Genomic DNA, 23145 nt, shown 5'->3' on the forward strand with positions numbered 1-23145 from the left:
CCCGTACGTCCACGTCCAGTGACCGCTTGTCAGGCTCTGCTCACCCTTGGGATCTGGCCTAGCGATTATGCCCTTACCGGACCCGCCGGGAGGCAAACCCCGCGTGAAGAGAAACAACGCGCGGGTCAGTCGCCTTCCTTGCGCTCCCGCGTGGCCAGCAGCCGGCGCAGCGAGTACAGGCGGGCGGGGTCGGCATGGCCCTCGGCCACCCAGGCGTCCAGCGCACAGTCCGGCTCGTCGTGACTGCACGCGCGCGGGCAGCCCTCCGTGCCCGGTTCCAGGTCGGGGAAGGCGTGGATCACCCGGGACGGGTCGACGTGGGCGAGGCCGAAGGACCGTACGCCCGGGGTGTCGATCACCCAGCCGTCCGTGCCGGACAGCGGGAGCGCCAGGGCCGACGTCGTGGTGTGCCGGCCGCGGCCCGTCACCACGTTCACATGCCCGGTCAGGCGGCGGCGCTCCTTGGGCACCAGCGCGTTGACCAGGGTCGTCTTGCCGACGCCGGAGTGGCCGACGAAGGCCGTGATCTTGCCGTCCAGCTGGCCCCGTACGCGGTCCGCCGCCTCGCCGCTGTCCAGTTCCTCGCGGCTGGTGACGACGTACGGGATGTCCAGGTGACCGTAGAGCTCCAGGAGCTTGTCGGGCGGGGCGAGGTCCGACTTGGTCATGACCAGGAGCGGTTCGAGGCCGCCGTCGTACGCCGCCACCAGACAGCGGTCGATCAGGCGGGGCCGCGGCTCGGGGTCGGCGAGGGCGGTGACGATGGCCAGCTGGTCGGCGTTGGCGACGACCACCCGCTCGTACGGGTCGTCGTCGTCCGCGGTGCGGCGCAGCACCGACGTACGCTCCTCGATGCGCACGATCCGGGCGAGCGTGTCCTTCATGCCGGACAGATCACCGACGAGGGCCACCCGGTCGCCGACCACCGCCGCCTTGCGCCCCAGTTCGCGGGCCTTCATCGCCAGCACGATCCGGTCCTCGACGAGGCAGGTGAGCCGGCCGCGGTCGACGGTGAGGACCATGCCCTCGGCGGCGTCCTCGTGCTTGGGCCGGATGTTCGTCCGCGGCCGGTTGCCCTTGCGGTTGGGGCGGGAGCGGATGTCGTCCTCGTCGGTGTGCTTGCCGTAGCGGCGCATGATCCTGGTCCGCCCGTCAGTCCCCTAGCATCCCGGTCCACAGGTCGGGGAAGTCCGGCAGGGTCTTCGCCGTCGTCGCCACGTTCTCGATCTGCACGCCCTCCACCGCGAGGCCGATGACCGCGCCGGCGGTGGCCATCCGGTGGTCCTCGTACGTGTGGAAGATCCCGCCGTGCAGGGGGCGCGGGCGGATGTGCAGGCCGTCGGCCGTCTCCGTCACGTCACCGCCCAGTTCGTTGATCTCCTTGGTGAGGGCGGCCAGCCGGTCCGTCTCGTGCAGGCGCAGATGGGCCACCCCGCGCAGGGTGGACGGGGAGTCGGCGAGGGCGGCGACCGCCGCGATGCCGGGGGTCAGCTCGCCCACGTCGCCGAGGTCCACGTCGATGCCGTGGACCGAGCCCGAGCCGGTGAACTCCAGGCCGTAGTCGGTCAGTTCGCAGGAACCGCCCATCTCGGTGAAGATCTCGCGCAGCCGGTCGCCGGGCTGGGTGGTGCGCGACGGCCAGTCCGGGATCAGCACCTTGCCGCCGGTCACCAGCGCCGCCGCCAGGAACGGCTGCGCGTTGGACAGATCCGGCTCGATGGTCAGGTCACGGCCGAGCAGGGCGCCCGGCGTGACCCGCCAGACGTTCGGCTCGCCGCCCGACTCCGGGGTGTCGACCTGGGCGCCGACCGCGCGCAGCATGTCGACGGTCATGCGGATGTGCGGCATCGAGGGGAGCGTCGAGCCGGTGTGGCGGACCTCGACGCCCTGGTTGAAACGCGGGCCGGACAGCAGCAGGGCCGACACGAACTGGGACGAGGAGGAGGCGTCGACCTCGACCGGGCCGCCGTCCAGGGCGCCCCCGCCGTGCACCGTCAGCGGCAGCGAACCGCGACCGTCGTCGTCGATCCGGGCGCCGAGGACGCGCAGGGCGTCGATCACGCCGTTCAGCGGGCGCTCGTACGACCTCGGGTCCCCGTCGAAGCGGATGGGGCCGTCGGCGAGCGCGGCGACCGGCGGCAGGAACCGCATCACCGTGCCGGCGTTTCCGACGTCGACCGTGGCCGGGCCGCGCAGACCGGCCGGGAGCACCCGCCAGGCCTCGCCGGTGCCGTCCGGACCCACGCCCTCCTCGACAGCGACGCCCATCGCACGCAGGGCACCCGCCATCAGGAGCGTGTCACGGGAACGCAGCGGACGGCGCAGCCAGCCGGGCTCGGAGGCGAGGGCGGCGAGCACCAGGGCGCGATTGGTGACCGACTTGGACCCGGGCACGTGGACCGTGGCATCGACGGCTCCGCTCGCGTGCGGGGCGGGCCAGAGGGTGGTGTGTGCGTCGTTCGGGGCCATGGGCCCCACTCTAGTGGGAGGCCGTCGTTCGGGTGCGGCTGCGTCGTGGCTGGTCGCGCAGTTCCCCGCGCCCCTTAGGGCGGCTGGTCATACCCCCAGTAGCCAGCGGCCCCCGCCTATCAGTGAGGAAAAGGACACCGCATGAAACAGGAAAAGCCACAGGCCTGCCGGGGCGTGTGTCAGGCGGGACAGCTGGTCCGCGTCCGAGTCTCCCGCGCCTCCGCGTGAGCGCTTCGCCTGGAGTTCGAACGCCGGGCGTACGCCTCCCAGCAGCAGGAACCACACCACCGCGTACGCGAACGCCGCCTGCACCTGTGGCCCGGTCAGCCAGGACACCATCAGGAACAGGCCGCCGGTCAGGATCACGGTGAGTGCCCCGTACGCGTTGCGGATCATCACCAGCATGGCCACCAGCAGTGCCGTGGCCAGCCACAGCAGCAGTGTGATGCGGCCCGTGGCGAGCAGCGCGGCGCCGCCGAGGCCGAGCAGCGGGGGAGCGGTGTAGCCGGCGGCGGCCGTGAGGATCATGCCGAGGCCGTACGGCTTGCCGCGGCTGACGGTGAGGCCGCTGGTGTCGGAGTGCAGCCGTATGCCGGTCAGGGTCCGGCCGGTCAGCAGGGCGACCAGGCCGTGGCCGCCCTCGTGGGCGATGGTGATGGCGTTGCGGAAGACGCGCCACAGGCCGTGCGGGACGATCACCGCGAGGGCGGCGACCAGGGTGGCGATCACCACCCACACGTCGGGGTCGGGCTGGGTGCCGATGAGCTCGTCCCACAGAGAGGTGGCTGTAGTGCTGTCCATGTTTGTGGGGCGCTCCCTCTGGTCGGCGGAGTCTGGCAGTGTGGCACGTATGTGCGGACGGTATGCATCGAGTCGTGGGCCCGAGGATCTCGCAGGAATCTTCGAGATCGAGAAGTGGGAGTCCGAGGAGACCCTGGAGCCCGACTACAACGTGGCGCCGACCAAAGAGGTCCACGCGGTCCTCGACCGTCCTCTGAAGGACGTCGACGACCGGCGCCCGGTTCGCCAGCTGCGCAAGCTGAAGTGGGGACTGGTCCCGTCCTGGGCCAAGACGCCCGAGGGCGGCGCCCGGATGATCAACGCGCGCGCGGAGACGGTCCACGAGAAGCCGGCCTACCGCCGCGCCTTCACCACCCGGCGCTGCATCCTGCCCGCCGACGGCTATTACGAGTGGGTCACCGGCAAGCAGGAGCGGGACCTGGAGGTCGAGGGCAAGAAGAAGCGGCCGCGCAAGCAGCCGTACTTCGTGCTCCCCGCCGACGGGTCGGTGTTCGCGATGGCCGGGCTGTACGAGTTCTGGCGGGACCGGACGCTGCCCGACGATCACCCGCAGGCCTGGTGGGTCACCTGCTCCGTCATCACCACGGAGGCCGAGAAGAGCCCGCTGGCGGTGGCCCCCGCCGACGGCCCGTACACCCTCGCCGACATCCACCCCCGGATGCCGCTGATGCTCACCCCGGACCGCTGGGACGCCTGGCTCGACCCCTCCCGCACCGACCCCGACGACCTGCGGGAGCTGCTCGCCCCGCCCCCGCCCGGCCTGATGCGCGCCTACCCCGTGACCACGGCCGTCAGCAGCGTCCGCAACAACGGGCCGGAGTTGCTCGAGGAGCTCGAAGGCCCCGAAGAGGGCACACTCTTCTGATGTGAGCGAGATCATCGAGACGGACGCCGGTACCGCCCGCATCACCTGGCACAAGGCGCGGGGGGCCAGGCTCGTTCTGGCCCTCGGCCACGGCGCCGGCGGTGGCATCGAGGCGCGCGACCTCGAGGCGGTCGCGGACGTGCTGCCCAGGCACGGGGTGAGCGTCGCCCGCGTCGAGCAGCCCTGGCGGGTCGCCGGGAAGAAGATGGCCCCCGCGCCGAAGACGCTGGACGCGGGCTGGCGCGGGATCTGGCCGGCCCTGGCCAAGCCCGGACTGCCGGTCGTCGCGGGCGGGCGCAGCGCGGGCGCCCGGGTCGCCTGCCGTACGGCGACGGAGCTCGGAGCGGCGGCGGTCCTCGCCCTCGCCTTCCCGCTCCACCCGCCGGGCAAGCCGGAGAAGTCCCGCGCCGAGGAGCTGCTCGGGGCCGGGGTGCCGACCCTCGTCGTCCAGGGCGGGAACGACCCGTGGGGCAAGCCCGCGGAGTTCCCCGAGGGTTCCCACGAGCTGGTCGAGGTGCCGTACGGCGATCATGGCTTCGCCGTGCCGAAGCGGGCGGAGATCACGCAGGAGCAGGCTCTGGGGGTCCTCACGGACGCGGTGGTGCAGTGGACCGGGTCACTCGGGTAAAGCTTCGGGAATGTCAGGGCCCCGACCACTGTTGAGGCGGACAGAAGTGCTGATGACCAGCACCGACGTCGTAGGAGAGGAAGTCCGCCGCATGGGTTCGATCTACTGCCCGAGCCGCAGCAGCCGCACTGACCTGGACTGGACGGTGCTGCACGCGGCCAAGGTCGCTCCTTTTCGAGCGGCGGCGGGGGCGGATCGTCGTCTATCCTCCGATTCTGGTGGGACCGCATTCGGTCTCGCCCGGAATCTTGAGGAGGTGGGTCCGGTCACCGGTACCGACGCAGGGACCGACAACGGCCAGGCGGAGCTGCCCGAGGGCCAGGGCATCAGCGCGGACTCGAGCACGGAGTCGACCGCTCAGCGCAGTGCGCGCTTCGAGCGGGACGCGCTCGAATTCCTCGACCAGATGTACTCGGCCGCGCTGCGTATGACGCGCAACCCGGCCGATGCCGAGGACCTGGTGCAGGAGACGTACGCCAAGGCGTACGCGTCCTTCCACCAGTTCCGCGAGGGCACCAACCTGAAGGCGTGGCTGTACCGGATCCTCACCAACACCTTCATCAACTCGTACCGCAAGAAGCAGCGCGAACCCCAGCGCAGCGCGGCCGAGGAGATCGAGGACTGGCAGCTCGCCCGTGCCGAGTCGCACATGTCGACGGGCTTGCGCTCCGCGGAGTCGCAGGCGCTCGACCACCTGCCCGACTCGGACGTGAAGGAAGCGTTGCAGGCGATCCCCGAGGAATTCCGCATCGCCGTCTATCTCGCGGACGTAGAGGGCTTTGCGTACAAGGAGATCGCGGACATCATGGGGACACCCATCGGTACGGTGATGTCCCGGCTGCACCGGGGCCGCCGTCAACTGCGCGGCATGCTCGAGGACTACGCCCGTGAGCGGGGGCTGGTCCCGGCGGGCGCCGGAGAGTCGAACGAAGCGAAAGGCTCGGGCTCATGAGCTGCGGAGAGCCGCACGAGACGGACTGCAGTGAAGTCCTGGACCATCTGTACGAGTTCCTCGACAGTGAGATGCCGGACATCGATCGCGAGAAGATCCAGCACCACTTCGAGGAATGCTCGCCGTGCCTGGAGAAGTACGGCCTGGAGCAGGCCGTGAAGAAGCTGGTCAAGCGGTGCTGCGGGCATGACGACGTGCCCACCGACCTGCGGGCCAAGGTCATGGGGCGGATCGATCTGATCCGCTCCGGGCAGACCGTGCCCGAGCACGACGTGACGGCCACGCCCCAGGCGACCCCGCAGGAATCCTGAAACTCCGGGTGCGGGATTCCACTACGGGATTCCGCTACGGGGGTCCCGTCACCCGAACGTGCTAATCGGCCGTCCGTCGGCCGCGCTCTCCCCCTCACCGTCCTAAGCTCCGGAGCCTGGACAGGCACGGTCGGGGGACCGGGGGAGGGGCGTCGTCATGGAGACGGTTCCGGCGCGCGCACGTGTGTACGTCGCCTGCGTCGTCCTCGGTGCCCTGGTCTGCCTGCTGCCGCTGCCGACGGTACGTGCGTCGTGGTGGGCGACGACCCTGCTGGCCGTTCTGTACGCCGGTGGTGAGCGGCTCGCCCGCAGACGCATCGCCGGCGCCTTCCACCCCGTCCTGCTCGCCGGGGCGTTCCTGTTGCCGCCGGCCGCCGCCGCGCTCGTCGCCCTGCCGGGGGCGCTGCTGTCGCCGGTGGAGCGGCGTCCTGCGGGGCTGCGGCGGATCTGGCGGGCCGCCCAGCTCGCCCTCGCGGTGTGGGCCGCCGCCCGTGTCCATGGTGCGCTCGGCGGGCGGGACGCCGTGGTGGCGCCCGACTTCCCCTACGCCCTGGTGCCGGCCGGGGCCGCCGTGCTGGCGTTCTGCCTGGTGCTGACCGTGCTGGACGGGGGGATTCTCGCGCTCGCCGAGCATGTGCCCGTGCGGGCCGCCTGGCGGGGGCTCTTCCTCCGGTCACTGGCGCCGCTCGCGGTGCACGGCCTCGCCGGGCTGATGATGGCCATGCTGTGGCGCAGCCCGTACGGGCCGCCCGCCTCCCTGCTCGTCCTGCTGCCCATGTGCGTGTCCTGGTGGGCATTCGCGCAGTACCACCGGGAGCGGGGGGCCCACCAGGCGACGATCCGTGCGCTGGTGCAGGCCGTCGACATCAAGGACGAGTACACACGCGGGCACAGCGAGCGCGTCGGGCAGGCCTCGATGATGATCGCGCGCGAACTGGGCATGGACGACGAGCGGGTGGAGGTCCTGCGGTTCGCCGGGATTCTGCACGACGTGGGGAAGCTGGGGGTTTCCACGCGGCTGCTGCGCAAGGACGGGCCGTTGACGCCCGAGGAGCGGCGGGTGATCGAGCTGCATCCCGAGTACGGGCACGAGATAGTGCGGGGGATCTCGTTTCTGGGGGAGGCCCGGGCGGCCGTACTGCACCATCACGAGCGGTTGGACGGGAGCGGGTATCCGTACGGGCTCATGGGGAGCCAGATTCCTGAGTCCGCTCGGGTGGTTGCCGTGGCGGATGCGTTTGATGCGATGACGTCCACGCGGTCCTATCGGCGGGGGCGGCCTGTTGCGGCCGCGCTGGAGGAACTCCAGCGGTGTGCGGGAACGCAGTTCGATCCTCGGATGGTTGCGGCGTTGCTGCGAGGGATCGAGCGGTGGGGGTGGCACCCGGCGGTAACGGCTGACGGCGTGCAGTCCCGTCGCGTTCATCCACCCGCTCCGCCTGTTTCCAGTCGGACAGGGGCGCACCGTTGACCTCTCCCCGTCCGCGCTTCCTCCTCACCCTCATCCACGCCTCCGCAGCCCTCCTCGCCTGCGCCTGCCTTCTTCTCACCCTCTGGACCGGCCTCGAAGAACGCGGTGTCGCCCTTGCCTTCGGGGTGCTCGTCACCGTCGGGGAGCTGGCCCGATGGACGGGACCGCAGGTCAGGGAGGCGGCGCCACTCGGGGCCGCGGGAGCGCTGTCGTACGCCCTGCTCGGCGAGGACGCCGGGAGCCCCACCGCACACGGCGTCGCCCAGGTCGTCAGTGTCGTGCTCGCCGCCTCACTGGTCGGATGCGTGCCGCACATCGCGCGCGGGCGGGGGCCCGTGGTCGATCATCTGGCCCGGCGGGTACTCACCGTGGGGTTCGCCGCCCTGTGTTTCCAACCCCTGTACCAGCAGGGGCTGTTCGGGGACTGGAGCGGGCCCGCCTATGCGCTGCTGCTGATCGCCCTGCTCACGGTGAGCGTGCTGTGCGACGCCATGCTCGCCGCGGCACTGGCGCACTCCCGTACCGGGTGGCCGTTCGGGCCGCTGCTGCGGGACGAGCTGCGGGCCATGCCCGGCATCGGGTCGGCCGTGTGCGCGACCGGGGCGGTGATGGCGCTCGCGGTCGCCGTCGTCGGGCTGTGGGCGCTGCCCGTGTTCTGTCTGCCGCTGCTGCTCGCGCAGGTGTCCCTGCGGCGGTACGCGGCCGTGCGGACCACCTACCGGCAGACCATCGCCTCCCTCGCCCGGGCCACCGAGATAGCGGGGTACACGCCGGCCGGGCATGCTCGCAGGGTGGCCGCGCTCAGCCGGGCCGTCGGGCGGGACCTGGGGCTGAGCGAGCCCGAGCTCACCGTGCTCGAGTACGCGGCCCTCATGCACGACATCGGGCAGCTCAGCCTGGTCGATCCGGTGCCGGCCGGGGCCACGGCCGCGCTGCCCGCCGCCGAGCAGCGGCGGATCGCGCTGCTGGGCGGGGCCGTGGTACGGCAGACCGGGGTCGACCCCTCGGTCGCGGTCGTCGTGGAGCGGCAGGCCGACCCCTACCCGGAGCAGCCGGTCGCCGCCCGGATCGTACGGGCCGTGAACGCGTACGAGGAGAAGGTGCGCGACGCCGGGCCCGGCGGACCCCTGACGGCGCTGGAGGAGCTGCGGCTGGGGACCGCCGGGGACTACGCTCCCGACGTCGTCGAGGCGCTGGCCCGGGTGCTGTGGAACCAGAGGGGCGGCGCGATGGAGGTCCCCCCGGGTGTTTAGCTCCGGGGGAGCCTCAGGCAGGGTGGTGGCGGGCGACGGGCGGGATGGTCTGACCCTCCCTGTGGCTGGGTAACCCATGGGTAATGAGCGTCCTTCCAGCCGCACGTGGTTGGATGCGAAGGGAAGGGTGTCCGGGGGCACAGGCCAGCCCACCGAACGGAACTGGCAGGCGGGAATCGTGAGGATCTTCGGCAAGGGACGGCACCGGCCCTCCGCCTCCTGGCGGCAGGCCACCGACCGCGCGTTCACGCTGATCGGGGACGGCCGGTACGAGGACGCGGGCGCGCTGCTGACCCGGGCCGCGGACCTGGAGCCCTGGCTGTCGGAGTCCTGGTTCAACCTCGCCCTGCTGCACAAGTTCCGGCACGACTGGGAGCAGGCCAGGGCGGCGGGCCTCAGGGCTGTGGCCCTGCTCGACCGGGAGACCGGCGCACCCGACTGGTGGAACGTCGGCATCGCCGCCACCGCCCTGCAGGACTGGCCGCTGGCCCGGCGCGCCTGGCAGGCCTACGGGCTGCATGTGCCCGGCGGTGCCACGGCGTCCGGCGAGCCCGTCGGCATGGACCTCGGCAGCGCGGCCGTACGGCTGTCGCCGGAGGGCGAGGCCGAGGTGGTGTGGGGGAAGCGGCTGGATCCCGCGCGGATCGAGGTGCAGTCCATTCCACTGCCGTCCTCCGGGCGGCGCTGGGGCGAGGTCGTACTGCACGACGGCGTGCCGCACGGAGAGCGGACGACAGCCGCGGGGCACTCCTATCCGGTCTTCGACGAGATCGAGCTGTGGGCTCCCTCGCCGGTGCCGACCTGGGTGGTCCTCCTGGAGGCCGACACCGAGGCCGACCGGGACGCCCTGGAGCAGCTGGCGGCCGACGCCGGGTTCGCCGCGGAGGACTGGTCGTCGTCCGTGCGGCTGCTGTGCCGGCTGTGCTCGGAGTCGCGGATGCCGGCGGACGAGGGAGACGGGGAGCACCTGGATCCGCACGATCACAGCGAGCCCGGTCATCCGGGGCCGCTCGGCCATCGCACGGACGGGCAGCTGTGGGTGCCCGAGCGCGAGTGCGGGGTGGCTGCGCCGGCTTCGCTGGTGAGGGGGCTGCTGGACGGGTGGGTTGCGGACAGCCCGGACTCCAGGGACTGGCGGGATCTGGAAGAGGTCTGCTGAGCGGTCCCCGTACCCTGTATCAGCATCACCCCCCTGATTTTCCGAGGAAGGCGTACGTCGGTCATGGCGCAGCAGGACACCGATCAGCAGCACGCGGGCGTGCTCCCCGTGGACGACGAGGGCTTCGTCATCGACACGGAGGACTGCGAGGAGCGCGAGCAGGCATACCGCGCGCGCGGCACCTCGCGCCCCATCACGGTCGTGGGCAACCCGGTCCTGCACAAGGAGTGCAAGGACGTCACCACCTTCGACGGCGAACTGCTGAAGCTGGTCGACGACATGTTCGCCAGCCAGCGCACCGCCGAGGGCGTGGGCCTCGCCGCCAACCAGATCGGCGTCGATCTGAAGGTCTTCGTCTACGACTGCCAGGACGACGCGGGCGTCCGGCACGTCGGCGTCGTGTGCAACCCCGAGCTGGTGGAGCTGCCCGCCGAAAAGCGCCGGCTGGACGACAGCAACGAGGGCTGTCTGTCGGTGCCCACCGCGTACGCGCCGCTCGCGCGGCCGGACTACGCCGAGGTGACCGGACAGGACGAGCGGGGCAACCCGATCAAGGTGCGCGGCACCGGCTACTTCGCTCGGTGTCTGCAGCACGAGACGGACCACCTGTACGGATACCTCTACATCGACCGGCTCTCCAAGCGTGAACGCAAGGACGCGCTGCGGCAGATGGCCGAGAACGAGCCCCGCTATCCCGTGGTCGCGAACGGCTGACCGACCTCACCACTCTCCTGCGCACGGCGTCTGATCAGGGTTCCCTCCCCGATCAGGCGCCGTTCGTCTGTCCGTCGCACGTTCGAGCGCATACGGTCTGCCGGTGATCCAGAATCAGTCAGGAGAGAGGAGCATCTCGGCACTGTGGGGTAGCGAATGAAGCAAATCCGTTCCCAGAACGGTCAGTTGTAGTGCTGAATGGAAGTGCGGGGATATGCAACGGCGCACGCCCGGCACAGCGGGAGGGGCGTGCCCAACTGGCGGCTGAGAGGGGTTTGTTCGTGCCTGCTTTCCCACACAGCACCACATCGACCGCAACAGCGATCGCCGTCCCACCGTCGCTGTCTCTCCCGATGATCGAGGCAGCGTTTCCCAGGCAATTGCACCCGTATTGGCCCAGGCTCCAGGAGAAGACCCGCACCTGGCTCCTGGAAAAACGGCTCATGCCGGCGGACAAGGTTGAGGAATATGCCGACGGCCTGTGCTACACCGATCTCATGGCGGGGTACTACCTGGGTGCCCCGGACGAGGTGCTCCAGGCGATAGCGGACTACAGCGCGTGGTTCTTCGTCTGGGACGACCGCCACGACCGTGACATCGTCCACCGCCGGCCGGCGGCCTGGCGCCGGCTGCGCGGCCGCTTGCACGAGGCGCTCGATTCTCCCCGGAACCATCTGCACCACGAGGATCCCGTGGTCGCGGGGCTCGCGGACAGTGTGCTGCGGCTGTACTCGTTCCTGCCCCGCACCTGGAACGAGCGGTTCGCCCGGCACTTCCACGAGGTGATCGAGGCGTACGACCGGGAATTCCGCAACCGCACCGAGGGAATTGTGCCCACGGTCGAGGAGTATCTCGCGCTGCGCCGGCTCACGTTCGCGCACTGGATCTGGACCGACCTGCTGGAGCCGAGCGCCGGACAGGAACTCCCGGACGGCGTGCGGAAACATCCGGCATATCGGAGGGCGGCGCTGCTGAGTCAGGAATTCGCCGCCTGGTACAACGACCTCTGTTCGCTGCCCAAGGAAATCGCGGGCGATGAGGTCCACAATCTCGGAATCAGTCTCGTCACCCATGAGGGGCTGACGCTGGAAGAGGCAGTGGCGGAAGTACGGCGGCGGGTCGAGGAATGCATCACCGAATTCCTCGTCGCCGAACGGGAGGCCATGCGGTTCGCCGACGGCCTCGACGACGGAACGCTGCACGGCAAGGAACTGAGCATTGCCGTGCGCGCCTGCCTCACGAATATGCGGAACTGGTTCAGTTCCGTCTACTGGTTCCACCACGAATCCGGCCGTTACATGGTCGACAGCTGGGACGACCGGTCCACGCCCCCGTACGTCAACAACGAAGCGGCAGGTGAGAAATGACCGTCGAGTCTGTGAAGCCCGACGCCCCGGCCCACGCGTCGGAACTGCGCGAACCGCCCCTCGCGGGCGGCGGTGTCCCGCTCCTCGGCCACGGCTGGAAGCTGGTCCGCGACCCGCTGGCCTTCATGTCCCGGCTGCGCGACGACGGCGACGTCGTCCGGCTGAAGCTCGGCCCGAAGACGGTGTACGCCGTCACCACCCCGGCCCTCACCGGGGCCCTGGCGCTGAGCCCCGACTACAAGATCGACGGCCCGCTGTGGGAGTCCCTGGAAGGCCTGCTCGGCAAGGAGGGCGTGGCCACCGCCAACGGGCCCACCCACCGGCGCCAGCGGCGCACCATCCAGCCCGCCTTCCGGCTCGACGCCATCCCGGCGTACGGGCCGATCATGGAGGAGGAGGCGCATGCGCTGACCGAGCGCTGGAAGCCCGGCGAGACCATCGACTGCACCTCCGAGTCCTTCCGGGTCGCCGTGCGCATCGCGGCCCGGTGCCTGCTGCGCGGCGAGTACATGGACGAGCGGGCCGAGCGGCTGTGCGTCGCGCTCGCCACCGTGTTCCGCGGTATGTACCAGCGCATGGTCATGCCGCTCGGACCGCTGTACAAACTGCCGCTCCCTGCCAACCGGGAATTCAACCGGGCACTGGCCGATTTGCATCTCCTGGTCGACGAGATCGTGGCCGAGCGCCGGGCATCCGGTCAAAAGCCGGACGATTTGCTGACGGCGTTGCTGGAGGCGAAGGACGACAATGGCGACCCCATCGGGGAACAGGAGATCCACGACCAGGTCGTCGCGATACTCACCCCCGGAAGCGAAACGGTGGCATCCACGATCATGTGGCTGCTCCAGGTGCTCGCCGAGCATCCGGAACACGCGGACAAGGTCCGGGACGAAGTTGAATCCGTGACCGGCGGGCGGCCCGTCGCATTCGAGGACGTCCGGCGGCTCACGCACACGAACAATGTCGTCGTCGAGGCGATGCGTTTGCGTCCGGCCGTATGGATACTGACGCGGCGCGCCGTCACCGACACGGAACTCGGCGGCTATCGCATTCCGGCCGGTGCGGACATCATCTACAGTCCGTATGCGATCCAGCGCGATCCGCGTTCGTATGCGGACAACCTGAAGTTCGACCCCGACCGGTGGCTTCCGGAACGCGTCAAGGACGTACCGAAATACGCCATGAGCCCGTTCAGCGTGGGCAACCGCAAGTGCCCGAGCGACCACTTCTCGATGGCCCAGCTGTCGCTGATCACGGCGGCGGTGGCGACCAGGTACCGCTTCGAGCAGGTGGCCGGGTCCAACGACACGACCCGGGTGGGCATCACGCTGCGCCCGCACCAGCTGCTGCTCAGGCCGGTACCGAGGTGACGGCCGGGCGCGCGTTCAGGCGGCCTGAGGCCCTCTGAACGTGCGCCGGTAGGCGTTCGGGGTCGTTCCCAGCGCCCGTACGAACTGATGGCGCAGCGCGGCCGCGGTCCCGAACCCCGTGCGGCCCGCGATCGCGTCCACCGTCTCGTCCGTCGCCTCCAGCAACCGCTGGGCCAGCAGCACCCGTTGGCGCAGGATCCAGCGGTACGGAGTCGTCCCCGTCTCCTGCTGGAAGCGGCGGGCGAAGGTGCGCGGGGACATCAGGGCGCGGGCGGCGAGCTGCTCGACGGTCACCTCCTGGTCGAGGTTGCGCTCCATCCACACCAGCACCTCGGCGACCGTGTCGCACTCGGAGGCGGGCAGCGGCCGCTCGATGTACTGGGCCTGGCCCCCGTCGCGGTGCGGCGGCACGACCATCCGCCGGGCGATCCGGTTGGCGACCTCCGGCCCCTGCTCCTTGCGCACGATGTGCAGACAGGCGTCGATGCCGGCGGCGGTGCCGGCCGAGGTGATCACCGGGTCCTCGTCGACGTAGAGCACGTCCGGTTCGACGGCCGCCCGCGGATACTGCCGGGACAGCTCGGCCGCGTGCCGCCAGTGCACGGCACAGCGCCGCCCGTCCAGCAGCCCCGCGGCGCCCAGTACGAAGACGCCGGAGCACACGCTCAGCACCCGCGCACCCCGGTCCACGGCCCGGCTCAGGGTATCGAGCAGCTCCGGTGGGAAGGTCCGGGACTCGTACCCCGCCCCGGCCGGTACGGCGATCAGATCGGCCGTCTCCAGCCGCTCCAGTCCGTGCTCGACCTGCATCGAGAAGCCGGCGTTGGAGCGCAGCACCGGCCCCTCGGCCGAGGCGACCGCGAAGTCGTACACGGGCAGTCCGTCGTCGCTGCGGTCGATGCCGAAGACCTCGCAGATGACGCCGAGTTCGAAGGGATTCACGCCGTCGACGAGGACGGCGGCCACGTTCTGCAGCATGCTCCCCAGTGTGCCTCAGGAGTGGCAGTAATTCGAGGTTCTACGGCAGACCTGCCACTGTTGGTAAGGAGTATCCGGCGCGACAGTGGTGTCCATGAACGCGAACCAGATCGAAGCCCTGATCGGAATGCTGGCCGTCCTCGCACTCTTCGCGATCATGGTCCTCCCCGCACTGATCGGCATCGCCCACGACCGGCGCGTCGACCGACAGCTCAGGGAGGCCCAGGACCACGACAGGGAGAAGGAGGATCAGAAGTCCTCGTCCAGGTCGACGGTGCCCTCCACCGCCACCTGGTACGCCGAGGGACGCCGCTCGAAGAAGTTGGTGAGCTCCTGAACCCCCTGGAGCTCCATGAAGGAGAAGGGGTTCTCGGAGCCGTACACCGGGGCGAAGCCGAGGCGCGTGAGGCGCTGGTCGGCGACGCACTCCAGGTACTGCCGCATCGAGTCGGTGTTCATGCCCGGGAGGCCGTCACCGCACAGGTCGCGCGCGAACTGCAGCTCGGCCTCGACGGCCTCCCGCAGCATGTCGGTGACCTGCTGCTGGAGCGCGTCGTCGAACAGCTCCGGCTCCTCCTTGCGGACGGTGTCCACGATGTCGAAGGCGAAGCTCATGTGCATCGTCTCGTCACGGAACACCCAGTTGGTGCCGGTGGCCAGGCCGTGCAGCAGGCCCCGGCTGCGGAACCAGTAGACGTAGGCGAAGGCGCCGTAGAAGAACAGGCCCTCGATGCACGCGGCGAAGCAGATGAGGTTGAGCAGGAAGCGGCGGCGGTCGGCCTGGGTCTCCAGGCGGTCGATCGACTCCACCGAGTCCATCCACTTGAAGCAGAACTCGGCCTTCTCGCGGATGGAGGGGATGTTCTCGACCGCAGCGAAGGCCGCCGCGCGGTCCTCCGGGTCGGGGAGGTAGGTGTCCAGCAGCGTCAGGTAGAACTGGACGTGGACGGCCTCCTCGAAGAGCTGACGGCTCAGGTACAGCCGGGCCTCGGGGGAGTTGATGTGCTTGTAGAGCGTCAGCACCAGGTTGTTGGCCACGATCGAGTCGCCCGTCGCGAAGAAGGCGACCAGACGGCCGATCAGGTGCTGCTCACCCTGTGACAGTTTGGCGAGATCCGACACGTCCGAATGGAGGTCGACCTCCTCCACGGTCCAGGTGTTCTTGATGGCGTCCCGGTAGCGCTCGTAGAAGTCCGGGTAGCGCATGGGGCGCAGGGTCAGCTCGAAGCCCGGGTCGAGGAGATTCTGGTTACGGGTGGACATCACTGACAGGCCTCGCAGGACTCGGGGTTTTCCAGGGAGCAGGCGACCGCCTCGTCGGGGGTCGGCTGCTGTACAGGGGTGGTGGCTTGCGCTGCGCGGGCGATGCGGGTCGCCGGGCGGGAGCGGAGGTAGTACGTCGTCTTCAGGCCCTGCTTCCAGGCGTACGCGTACATCGAGGAGAGTTTGCCGATGGTCGGCGTCTCCATGAACAGGTTCAGCGACTGGGACTGGTCCAGGAACGGCGTGCGGGCGGCCGCCATGTCGATCAGGCCGCGCTGCGGGATCTCCCACGCCGTGCGGTAGAGCCGCCGTACGTCCTCGGGGATCCAGGCGAAGTCCTGCACCGAGCCGTTCGCCTCGCGCAGCGCCTCACGGCTGCGGGCGTCCCAGACGCCGAGGTCCTTGAGGTCCTGCACCAGATACGAGTTGACCTGGAGGAACTCGCCGGACAGCGTCTCGCGCTTGAAGAGGTTCGACACCTGCGGCTCGATGCACTCGTACACACCGGCGATCGAGGCGATCGTGGCGGTGGGCGCGATCGCCAGGAGCAGGGAGTTGCGCAGGCCCGTTTCGGCGATACGCGCCCGCAGCGCCGCCCAGCGCTCCGGCCAGGCCGGCTCGACGCCGTAGTGGTCGGGGTGCAGAACACCCTTCGCGGTACGGGTCTTCTGCCAGGCCGGCAGCGGGCCGCTCCGCTCGGCCAGGTCGGCGGAGGCCTCGTACGCGGCGAGCATGATGCGCTCGGCGATGCGGGTGGAGAGGGCCTTGGCCTCGGGTGAGTCGAAGGGCAGGCGCAGCTTGAAGAAGACGTCCTGCAGGCCCATCGCGCCGAGGCCGACCGGACGCCACTCGGCGTTGGACCGGCCCGCCTGCTCGGTCGGGTAGAAGTTGATGTCCACGACGCGGTCGAGGAAGGTGACGGCGGTACGGACGGTGGCATCCAGCCGCTCCCAGTCGATGCCGCCGGTCGCCGGATCGGCGAAGGCGCCCAGGTTGACCGAACCCAGGTTGCAGACCGCCGTCTCCCCGTCGTCGGTGACCTCCAGGATCTCCGTGCAGAGGTTGGAGGAGTGGACCACGTGACCCGGCTCGGCGGTCTGGTTGGCGGTGCGGTTGGCGGCGTCCTTGAAGGTCATCCAGCCGTTGCCGGTCTGCGCGAGGGTGCGCATCATCCGGCCGTAGAGGTCACGGGCCGGGATGGTCTTCTTGGCGAGGCCTGCCGCCTCCGCCCTGCGGTACGCCGCGTCGAACTCCTCGCCCCACAGGTCGACCAGCTCGGGCACGTCGGACGGCGAGAACAGCGACCACTGCTCGTCGGCGTCGACCCGGCGCATGAACTCGTCCGGGATCCAGTGCGCGAGGTTGAGGTTGTGGGTGCGCCGGGCGTCCTCGCCGGTGTTGTCACGCAGCTCCAGGAACTCCTCGATGTCGGAGTGCCAGGTCTCCAGGTAGACCGCCGCCGCGCCCTTGCGCCGCCCGCCCTGGTTCACCGCGGCGACCGAGGCGTCGAGGGTCTTCAGGAACGGGACGATGCCGTTGGAGTGGCCGTTCGTGCCGCGGATCAGGGAGCCGCGGGAGCGGATGCGGGAGTACGCGATGCCGATGCCGCCGGCGTGCTTGGAGAGGCGGGCGACCTGGTGGTAGCGGTCGTAGATGGAGTCCAGCTCGTCCTTGGGGGAGTCGAGGAGGTAGCAGGACGACATCTGGGGGTGTCGCGTACCGGAGTTGAAGAGCGTGGGGGAGGACGGGAGGTAGTCGAGGCGGCTCATGAGCCGGTAGAGCGCGGCGACTTCGTCCACGGAGCGGATCGTGTCGTCCTCGGCGAGGCCGGCGGCGACGCGCAGCAGGAAGTGCTGGGGCGTCTCGACGACCTTGCGCGTGTGGGGGTGCCGGAGGAGATAGCGGCTGTGCAGGGTGCGCAGGCCGAAGTAGCCGAAGCGGTCGTCGGCTTCGGGGTCGACGAGAGCGTCGAGGCGGTCGGCGTGGATGCGCACGAACTCGGCGGTGCGGTCGGCGATCAGGCCCTCGCGGTGTCCGACGGCGACGGACTCGGTGAAGGACGTGACGCCCTGGGAGGCGGCCTCGGCGGCGATGCTGATCGTCAGCAGGCGGGCGGCCAGCCGGGAGTAGGCGGGGTCCTCGGAGATGAGGCCGGCGGCCGCCTCGGTGGCCAGCTCGCGCAACTCCGTGTCGTCCGCCCGGGAGGACCGGCCGCGCAGCGCGGCGGCGGCGACCCGTCCGGGGTCGGCGTCGGGGAGGTCGGCGGTCAGCTCGGTCAGGGTCCGCAGCAGTGCGGCTCCGGGACCGTCGGTCTCCGCCGGAGTCGCTGAGGCCGGTTCGGCTGGCGCGATGGTCACGTGGGGCTCTCCCTCGCTCGGCACAGGGCCTTGCGGAGGGCAGGGGGCAGCTCACGAGCGCACACGGCGTCGCGTCCACCGGCCCATTCCACGAGGCCCGGACGTCATGGCACCCGGGCCGGATGGCCGGGCGCACTGTCGGCAGGTCCTCGGACTGACTCTCGTACGACGGCATGCGGGCATACGTGTACGAGTACACCGTTGCGGGACAGTTCCGGATTCGCACCGGATTCCCCTGCGGCGACAGCGAGCATGAGCATACATCTTGTGCCGGGTTCGCGGAGCACCACCAGATGTTGTGTCTCGCTGGTTTCAGAGCGTCAACTGGTAGGTGAGGAGAGTGATGTCGTCCAGGTGCGGGACCGGATTCCAGTCCCGCTCTGGTGTACGGACGAAGCCGAGGCGTTCGTAGATCCGGTGGGCGGTGTGCATGGTGCGCTGGGTCGACAGGACGATGCGGGTGCAGCCGTCGGTGGCCCGTGCGCGGGCTGTGCAGGTGCGGACGAGGGCCTCGCCGGCGCCGCGGCCTCGCGCCTCCTGAGCCACGGCCAGCATGCGTATCTCGGCTTCGCCGGGGCCCGCGATGTCGGCCATGGGGCCGCCGGACGGTACGAAGGTCACGCCGCCCAGGACGTGCCCGTCCGCCACGGCGACCAGGACGTCTGCGGCGGCGGCTCGCTTGGCCACGTCTCTCAGTTCGACGAGGTATTCGTCGCTCTCGCCGAAGTCGAGGAGGCCGTCCTGGAGGTAGGCCTGGGCGGTGATTTCGCCGATGAGCTCGTACTCGTCGGGCACTGCCTGCCGGATCGTGATGTCCATGAAGGCGAGTGTGCCGGAGGGGTACGACAGCGGGCCGCCGAGTTTCTTGCTCTCGGCGGCCCGCTGGGGGTTTCGTGTGGTCAGTGAGCGGAACCGGCAGTTGCCGGCGGCAGCTCCACCTTCACCCCCGGGTCGCCCGCCTCACCCGTGTAGTCCTCCGGGCTGGTCTCGTCCACGCCCTCGGGGGCGTTCGCCGCCTTCAGGGCGAAGGTGAGGACCACCGTCACGACCAGGTTCAGGACGAACGCCGTCAGGCCGATGTACCCGATCTCCCCGATCCCCGGGATCTCCGCCGACGAGCCGCCGAAGTGCTTCTGCGTCGGCGAGGCCACACCGTACGCGGCGACCGTGCCGTAGATCATGCCGACCGCCCAGCCGGCGAGCAGTGCCCAGCGGTGGAACCAGCGGGTGAACAGGCCGCCGACCAGGGCCGGGAAGGTCTGCAGGATCCAGATGCCGCCCAGGAGCTGGAAGTTGATCGCGACGGTCTTGTCCATGCCGAGGACGAAGATCAGCGCGCCCACCTTCACCAGCAGGGACACCAGCTTGGAGACCTTGGTCTCCTGTGCGGGCGTGGCGTCCGGCTTCAGGAAGTCCTTGTAGATGTTCCGGGTGAAGAGGTTGGCCGCCGCGATCGACATGATCGCCGCCGGCACCAGCGCGCCGATGCCGATCGCCGCGAAGGCGACGCCCGTGAACCAGTCCGGGAACATGTTCTCGAAGAGCTGGGGGATCGCCAGCTGGCCGTTCTCCACCTTGATGCCGGCCGCGATCGCCATGAAACCGAGCAGGCCGAGCAGGCCGAGCATCAGCGAGTACAGCGGCAGGATCGTGGAGTTGCGGCGGATGACGTCCCGGCTGCGGCTGGACAGCACGGCCGTCACGCTGTGCGGGTACATGAACAGCGCGAGCGCCGAGCCCAGCGCCAGGGTGGCGTACGTCCACTGCGAGCCGCCGGCCGGGACGAGTCCGCCCGCGCCCGCTTCCGTGTACTTGTCGCTCGCCGCGGCGAAGATGTCGTCGAAGCCGCCCAGCTTGATCGGGATGTAGATGATCGCGACGGCGATGACGAGGTAGATCAGCGTGTCCTTCACGAACGCGATCAGGGCCGGCGCGCGCAGACCCGACGAGTACGTGTAGGCGGCCAGCACACCGAAGGCGATCAGCAGCGGCAGGTCCTTGATGAACCAGTGCGTGTTCTCGCCGCCGCCGACGCCCAGGACGTCCAGCACGGCCTGGATGCCGACCAGCTGGAGCGCGATGTACGGCATCGTGGCGAGGATGCCGGTCACCGCCACCGCCAGCGACAGGCTCTTGGAGCCGAAGCGGCCGCGGACGAAGTCCGAGGTGGTGACGTACCCGTGCTTGTGCGAGACCGACCACAGCCGCGGCAGGAAGACGAACATCATCGGGTAGATGAGGATCGTGTAGGGCACGGCGAAGAAGCCGGCCGCGCCCGCCGCGTAGATCGCCGCCGGGACCGCCACGAACGTATAGGCGGTGTAGAGGTCACCGCCGAGCAGGAACCAGGTGATCCAGGTGCCGAACGACCGGCCACCCAGACCCCATTCGTCGAGGCTGTGCTCGTTCTCCGCCTTGCGCCAGCGTGCGGCCAGGAAACCCATGACCGTCACGGCGACGAAGAAGAGGATGAAGACGGCGAGTGCGACGCCGTTCACACCGTCCTTCATGAGCCGGCACCCCTCTCGGACTTGCGGGCGCGCTGGTCACGCTGCCACAGCTGGTACGCGATCATCGTCAGGACCGTGGAGATGATCACCCAGGCCATCTGGTACCAGTAGAAGAACGGGATGCCGATGAAGGCCGGGTCGGTCTTGGCGTACGAACCGACCCACAGCATCGCCACAAAGGGCGCTATGAGGCAGAGGGCGATGACGACGCGCACCGGCGTCACCACCGCCGCTCTGTTCACTTCTGGGGCTTGTGACATCTGGTGGACTCCGTCCCCTCACTGATCACCTGGGTAATGCGCAGGCAATCTAGGTCACGGTGTCGCACATTCGGAACCCCTCGTTCACATATCGGTACTCAGCAGCATCGGAAGCCTTGCCGTGGGTCCCTTTCCCGCCGATATGTCCGCATTCGCTCGAATTCCCGTCGGGACAGCACCTCCGCCTCCGGACGGTCCTTGCGGAGGTGCGCGACATAGCGGTCGTAGGCCGACTCGTCGGTCAGCTCCCGCACGTACCAGTGCACCCCGCTAATCACGCGGCGCAGCAGTGCCGAGGGCCGCATGGCGCTCCTCCTCCTTCTCCTCCCGGGTGGGGAACAGCCCGGCCGGCGCGACGATCTTCGACTCCACGTACGGCGCCTCGCTGAGCGTGGACAGCGCGGGGCGCCGGACGTGCCGGACGCAGACCCGGGTCGCGTCCACGATCACGACGACGATCAGGAGGGCGAGTACGGCGGACAGGACGCCGTCCACCGTGGAGTTGGTGACGACGGTGTGCATGTCGTCCATGGTCTTGGCCGGCGGCAGGATCTCCCCGCGGTCGATGGCGTCCTGGAACACCTGACGCTGCTTGAAGAAGCCGACCTTGGGGTCACTGGAGAACACCTTCTGCCAGCTGGCGGTCAGGGTGACCGTCGCGTCCCAGGCGAGCGGAATGCCGGTGATCCAGGCCCACTTGAGGCGGCCGGACTTCACCAGCAGGGTGGTGCAGACGGCGAGGGCGACCGCCGCCAGCAGCTGGTTGGAGATGCCGAAGATCGGGAACAGCTGGTTGATGCCGCCGAGCGGTTCGTGGACGCCCACCCAGAGGAAGTAGCCCCACAGACCGCAGACGATCGCGCTGGTGATGACCAGGCCCGGCTTCCAGCTGACGTTCTTGAAGGGCTTGTAGACGTTGCCGAGGGTGTCCTGGAGCATGAAGCGGCCCACGCGGGTGCCGGCGTCCAGCGCGGTCAGGATGAACAGCGCCTCGAACATGATCGCGAAGTGATACCAGAACGCCTTGAGGCCTCCGCCGGTCACCTCGGAGAAGATCTGCGAGACGCCCACGGCGAGGGTGGGCGCACCGCCGGTGCGGGACAGCAGGGTCGACTCCTCGACGCTCTCCGCGGCCTCGGCGAGGTCGGCGGGGGATATCTGGTAACCCCAACTGCCCACCACCTGCGAGGCGTTCTCGACCGTCGTACCGATGACACCGGAGGGCGCGTTCATCGCGAAGTACAGGCCCGGATCGATGATGCTGGCCGCGACCAGCGCCATCACGGCGACCGACGACTCCATCAGCATGGAGCCGTAGCCGATCATCCGGACCTGCGTCTCCTTCTGGATCATCTTCGGCGTCGTACCGGAGGAGATCAGCGAGTGGAAGCCGGAGAGCGCACCGCAGGCGATGGTGATGAAGACGAACGGGAAGAGCGAGCCCGCGAAGACCGGGCCGTCGCCGCGCGAGGCGAAGTCGGTGACCGCGTCCATCTTCAGCGTCGGCAGCGCCATGACGACACCGAGGGCGAGCAGCACGATCGTGCCGATCTTCATGAAGGTGGACAGATAGTCGCGGGGTGCGAGCAGCATCCACACCGGCAGGATCGAGGCGATGAAGCCGTACGCCACCAGCCAGATCACCAGCGTGGAAGGGGCGAGGGTGAAGGTGTCGGCCCAGGAGGACTCGGCGACCCAGCGGCCCGCGACCAGTGCGAGCAGCAGCAGTGCGACGCCGATGAGGGAGACCTCGGCGACCCGGCCCGGCCTGAGGACCCGCAGGTAGAAGCCCATCAGCAGCGCGATCGGGATGGTCATCGCGATGGAGAAGGTGCCCCACGGGGAGGCCGCGAGGGCGTTGACGACGACCAGCGCCAGCACGCCGAGCAGGATGATCATGATGGCGAACGCGGCGAGCAGTGCGGCGGCGCCGCCGAACGGGCCGATCTCCTCGCGTGCCATCTGGCCCAGCGACCGTCCGTCGCGCCGGGTGGAGAAGAACAGCACCACCATGTCCTGCACCGCGCCCGCGAAGATGACGCCGACGATGATCCAGATCGTGCCGGGGAGATATCCCATCTGCGCGGCGAGCACGGGGCCGACGAGCGGGCCGGCGCCGGCGATCGCCGCGAAGTGGTGGCCGAGCAGGACACGGCGGTCGGTGGGGTGGAAGTCGATGCCGTTGTCGAGGCGTTCGGCCGGGGTGGCGCGGGTCTTGTCGACCTTGAGGACCTTGTACGCGATGAACTTGGCGTAGAAGCGGTAGGCGATCGCGTACGTGCCGAGGGCGGCGGCGACCATCCACGCCGCCGAGACCTCCTCCCCGCGCGAGAGCGCGAGCACGGTCCAGCCGGCGGCGCCGACCAGTGCAACGAGGGTCCAGATGACGATGGTTCGGGCATTCGCTGTGCGCACGG

General features: G+C 69.7%; 22 protein-coding genes and 1 riboswitch. Of the genes, 11 read left to right on the forward strand and 11 right to left on the reverse strand.

The genetic code is table 11. The features are described from left to right. Window positions 1–125: 125 nt before the first annotated feature. The 3 genes from rsgA to ACFV7R_RS20070 all read right to left on the reverse strand — a co-directional run bounded on the left by rsgA (window position 126) and on the right by ACFV7R_RS20070 (window position 3270). Window positions 126–1136, reverse strand: a complete 1011-nt coding sequence (rsgA, locus tag ACFV7R_RS20060; RefSeq protein WP_385265023.1) for a ribosome small subunit-dependent GTPase A — start codon at window positions 1134–1136, stop codon at window positions 126–128. Between the two features lie 16 nt (window positions 1137–1152). Next, window positions 1153–2469 (reverse strand): 3-phosphoshikimate 1-carboxyvinyltransferase, encoded by a 1317-nt coding sequence (gene aroA, locus ACFV7R_RS20065; protein WP_385265026.1) that lies wholly within the window; start codon window positions 2467–2469, stop codon window positions 1153–1155. Between the two features lie 87 nt (window positions 2470–2556). Next, the gene (locus ACFV7R_RS20070) at window positions 2557–3270 is read right to left on the reverse strand and encodes a M50 family metallopeptidase (protein WP_385265029.1); all 714 of its coding nucleotides are present in this window, start codon (window positions 3268–3270) and stop codon (window positions 2557–2559) included. 49 nt (window positions 3271–3319) lie between these two features. Between ACFV7R_RS20070 and ACFV7R_RS20075 the strand changes: the two genes are divergently transcribed. The 10 genes from ACFV7R_RS20075 (at window position 3320) to ACFV7R_RS20120 (ending at window position 13360) form a co-directional block, all read left to right on the forward strand. Next, window positions 3320–4135: an SOS response-associated peptidase gene (locus ACFV7R_RS20075; protein WP_385265032.1), complete on the forward strand. Its 816-nt coding sequence runs from the start codon at window positions 3320–3322 to the stop codon at window positions 4133–4135. A gap of 1 nt (window position 4136) precedes the next feature. Next, entirely contained in the window at window positions 4137–4763 is a 627-nt protein-coding gene (locus ACFV7R_RS20080; RefSeq protein WP_385265035.1) for an alpha/beta family hydrolase, read from the forward strand. A gap of 256 nt (window positions 4764–5019) precedes the next feature. After that, window positions 5020–5715: an RNA polymerase sigma factor SigR gene (gene sigR / locus ACFV7R_RS20085; RefSeq protein ID WP_224736785.1), complete on the forward strand. Its 696-nt coding sequence runs from the start codon at window positions 5020–5022 to the stop codon at window positions 5713–5715. After that, entirely contained in the window at window positions 5712–6026 is a 315-nt protein-coding gene (gene rsrA / locus ACFV7R_RS20090) for a mycothiol system anti-sigma-R factor (RefSeq protein ID WP_129802239.1), read from the forward strand. The genes sigR and rsrA overlap by 4 nt, the downstream gene beginning before the upstream one ends. 157 nt (window positions 6027–6183) lie before the next feature. Continuing rightward, window positions 6184–7497 (forward strand): HD-GYP domain-containing protein, encoded by a 1314-nt coding sequence (locus ACFV7R_RS20095; RefSeq protein WP_385265038.1) that lies wholly within the window; start codon window positions 6184–6186, stop codon window positions 7495–7497. Next, window positions 7494–8750 (forward strand): HD-GYP domain-containing protein, encoded by a 1257-nt coding sequence (locus ACFV7R_RS20100; protein ID WP_385265040.1) that lies wholly within the window; start codon window positions 7494–7496, stop codon window positions 8748–8750. Before ACFV7R_RS20095 ends, ACFV7R_RS20100 begins: the two co-directional genes overlap by 4 nt. Before the next feature lie 178 nt (window positions 8751–8928). Continuing rightward, on the forward strand, window positions 8929–9909 hold the full coding sequence (locus ACFV7R_RS20105; RefSeq protein WP_129802236.1) for a hypothetical protein: 981 nt from the start codon (window positions 8929–8931) through the stop codon (window positions 9907–9909). A 63-nt stretch (window positions 9910–9972) separates the two neighbouring features. Then, on the forward strand, window positions 9973–10623 hold the full coding sequence (def, locus tag ACFV7R_RS20110; RefSeq protein ID WP_385265043.1) for a peptide deformylase: 651 nt from the start codon (window positions 9973–9975) through the stop codon (window positions 10621–10623). 281 nt (window positions 10624–10904) lie between these two features. Continuing rightward, window positions 10905–11990, forward strand: a complete 1086-nt coding sequence (cyc1, locus tag ACFV7R_RS20115; RefSeq protein WP_385265045.1) for an epi-isozizaene synthase — start codon at window positions 10905–10907, stop codon at window positions 11988–11990. Then, window positions 11987–13360, forward strand: coding sequence for a cytochrome P450 (locus tag ACFV7R_RS20120; RefSeq protein WP_129802234.1), 1374 nt, complete (start codon window positions 11987–11989; stop codon window positions 13358–13360). The genes cyc1 and ACFV7R_RS20120 overlap by 4 nt, the downstream gene beginning before the upstream one ends. 15 nt (window positions 13361–13375) lie before the next feature. Here ACFV7R_RS20120 and ACFV7R_RS20125 read toward each other — a convergent pair whose 3' ends face one another. Then, entirely contained in the window at window positions 13376–14338 is a 963-nt protein-coding gene (locus ACFV7R_RS20125) for a GlxA family transcriptional regulator (RefSeq protein ID WP_385265048.1), read from the reverse strand. 94 nt (window positions 14339–14432) lie between these two features. Between ACFV7R_RS20125 and ACFV7R_RS20130 the strand changes: the two genes are divergently transcribed. Further along, window positions 14433–14675, forward strand: a complete 243-nt coding sequence (locus tag ACFV7R_RS20130) for a hypothetical protein (protein WP_385265050.1) — start codon at window positions 14433–14435, stop codon at window positions 14673–14675. Here ACFV7R_RS20130 and ACFV7R_RS20135 read toward each other — a convergent pair. From ACFV7R_RS20135 to ACFV7R_RS20165, 7 genes are all read right to left on the reverse strand, one after another. After that, window positions 14588–15601: a ribonucleotide-diphosphate reductase subunit beta gene (locus ACFV7R_RS20135; RefSeq protein ID WP_385265053.1), complete on the reverse strand. Its 1014-nt coding sequence runs from the start codon at window positions 15599–15601 to the stop codon at window positions 14588–14590. The genes ACFV7R_RS20130 and ACFV7R_RS20135 overlap by 88 nt on opposite strands. Further along, the gene (locus tag ACFV7R_RS20140; protein ID WP_385265056.1) at window positions 15601–17958 is read right to left on the reverse strand and encodes a ribonucleoside-diphosphate reductase subunit alpha; all 2358 of its coding nucleotides are present in this window, start codon (window positions 17956–17958) and stop codon (window positions 15601–15603) included. Before ACFV7R_RS20140 ends, ACFV7R_RS20135 begins: the two co-directional genes overlap by 1 nt. 122 nt (window positions 17959–18080) lie before the next feature. Then, a riboswitch (cobalamin riboswitch) is annotated at window positions 18081–18264 on the reverse strand. A gap of 6 nt (window positions 18265–18270) precedes the next feature. Continuing rightward, window positions 18271–18777 carry a GNAT family N-acetyltransferase gene (locus tag ACFV7R_RS20145; protein WP_385265059.1) on the reverse strand — a complete coding sequence of 169 codons (507 nt, stop codon included), beginning with the start codon at window positions 18775–18777 and terminating at the stop codon, window positions 18271–18273. Between the two features lie 80 nt (window positions 18778–18857). Next, window positions 18858–20468 (reverse strand): monocarboxylate uptake permease MctP, encoded by a 1611-nt coding sequence (mctP, locus tag ACFV7R_RS20150; protein WP_385265062.1) that lies wholly within the window; start codon window positions 20466–20468, stop codon window positions 18858–18860. Further along, window positions 20465–20728, reverse strand: coding sequence for a DUF3311 domain-containing protein (locus ACFV7R_RS20155; protein ID WP_129802228.1), 264 nt, complete (start codon window positions 20726–20728; stop codon window positions 20465–20467). The genes mctP and ACFV7R_RS20155 overlap by 4 nt, the downstream gene beginning before the upstream one ends. 98 nt (window positions 20729–20826) lie before the next feature. Next, window positions 20827–21033, reverse strand: coding sequence for a YbdD/YjiX family protein (locus tag ACFV7R_RS20160; RefSeq protein WP_385265065.1), 207 nt, complete (start codon window positions 21031–21033; stop codon window positions 20827–20829). Beyond that, window positions 20999–23143: a carbon starvation CstA family protein gene (locus tag ACFV7R_RS20165; RefSeq protein ID WP_385265068.1), complete on the reverse strand. Its 2145-nt coding sequence runs from the start codon at window positions 23141–23143 to the stop codon at window positions 20999–21001. The genes ACFV7R_RS20160 and ACFV7R_RS20165 overlap by 35 nt, the downstream gene beginning before the upstream one ends. Between the last annotated feature and the right edge of the window lie 2 nt (window positions 23144–23145).

The sequence above is a fragment of the Streptomyces sp. NPDC059866 genome (assembly GCF_042731325.1).
Taxonomy (GTDB): Bacteria; Actinomycetota; Actinomycetes; order Streptomycetales; family Streptomycetaceae; genus Streptomyces; species Streptomyces flavusporus.

Coding starts and splice junctions, on each gene's coding strand:
- rsgA (WP_385265023.1), bottom strand. CDS start 1,136: ATGCGCCGCTACGGCAAGCACACCGACGAGGACGACATCCGCTCCCGC.
- aroA (WP_385265026.1), bottom strand. CDS start 2,469: ATGGCCCCGAACGACGCACACACCACCCTCTGGCCCGCCCCGCACGCG.
- ACFV7R_RS20070 (WP_385265029.1), bottom strand. CDS start 3,270: ATGGACAGCACTACAGCCACCTCTCTGTGGGACGAGCTCATCGGCACC.
- ACFV7R_RS20075 (WP_385265032.1), top strand. CDS start 3,320: ATGTGCGGACGGTATGCATCGAGTCGTGGGCCCGAGGATCTCGCAGGA.
- rsrA (WP_129802239.1), top strand. CDS start 5,712: ATGAGCTGCGGAGAGCCGCACGAGACGGACTGCAGTGAAGTCCTGGAC.
- ACFV7R_RS20095 (WP_385265038.1), top strand. CDS start 6,184: ATGGAGACGGTTCCGGCGCGCGCACGTGTGTACGTCGCCTGCGTCGTC.
- def (WP_385265043.1), top strand. CDS start 9,973: ATGGCGCAGCAGGACACCGATCAGCAGCACGCGGGCGTGCTCCCCGTG.
- ACFV7R_RS20120 (WP_129802234.1), top strand. CDS start 11,987: ATGACCGTCGAGTCTGTGAAGCCCGACGCCCCGGCCCACGCGTCGGAA.
- ACFV7R_RS20125 (WP_385265048.1), bottom strand. CDS start 14,338: ATGCTGCAGAACGTGGCCGCCGTCCTCGTCGACGGCGTGAATCCCTTC.
- ACFV7R_RS20130 (WP_385265050.1), top strand. CDS start 14,433: ATGAACGCGAACCAGATCGAAGCCCTGATCGGAATGCTGGCCGTCCTC.
- ACFV7R_RS20135 (WP_385265053.1), bottom strand. CDS start 15,601: ATGTCCACCCGTAACCAGAATCTCCTCGACCCGGGCTTCGAGCTGACC.
- ACFV7R_RS20145 (WP_385265059.1), bottom strand. CDS start 18,777: ATGGACATCACGATCCGGCAGGCAGTGCCCGACGAGTACGAGCTCATC.
- mctP (WP_385265062.1), bottom strand. CDS start 20,468: ATGAAGGACGGTGTGAACGGCGTCGCACTCGCCGTCTTCATCCTCTTC.
- ACFV7R_RS20155 (WP_129802228.1), bottom strand. CDS start 20,728: ATGTCACAAGCCCCAGAAGTGAACAGAGCGGCGGTGGTGACGCCGGTG.
- ACFV7R_RS20160 (WP_385265065.1), bottom strand. CDS start 21,033: ATGCGGCCCTCGGCACTGCTGCGCCGCGTGATTAGCGGGGTGCACTGG.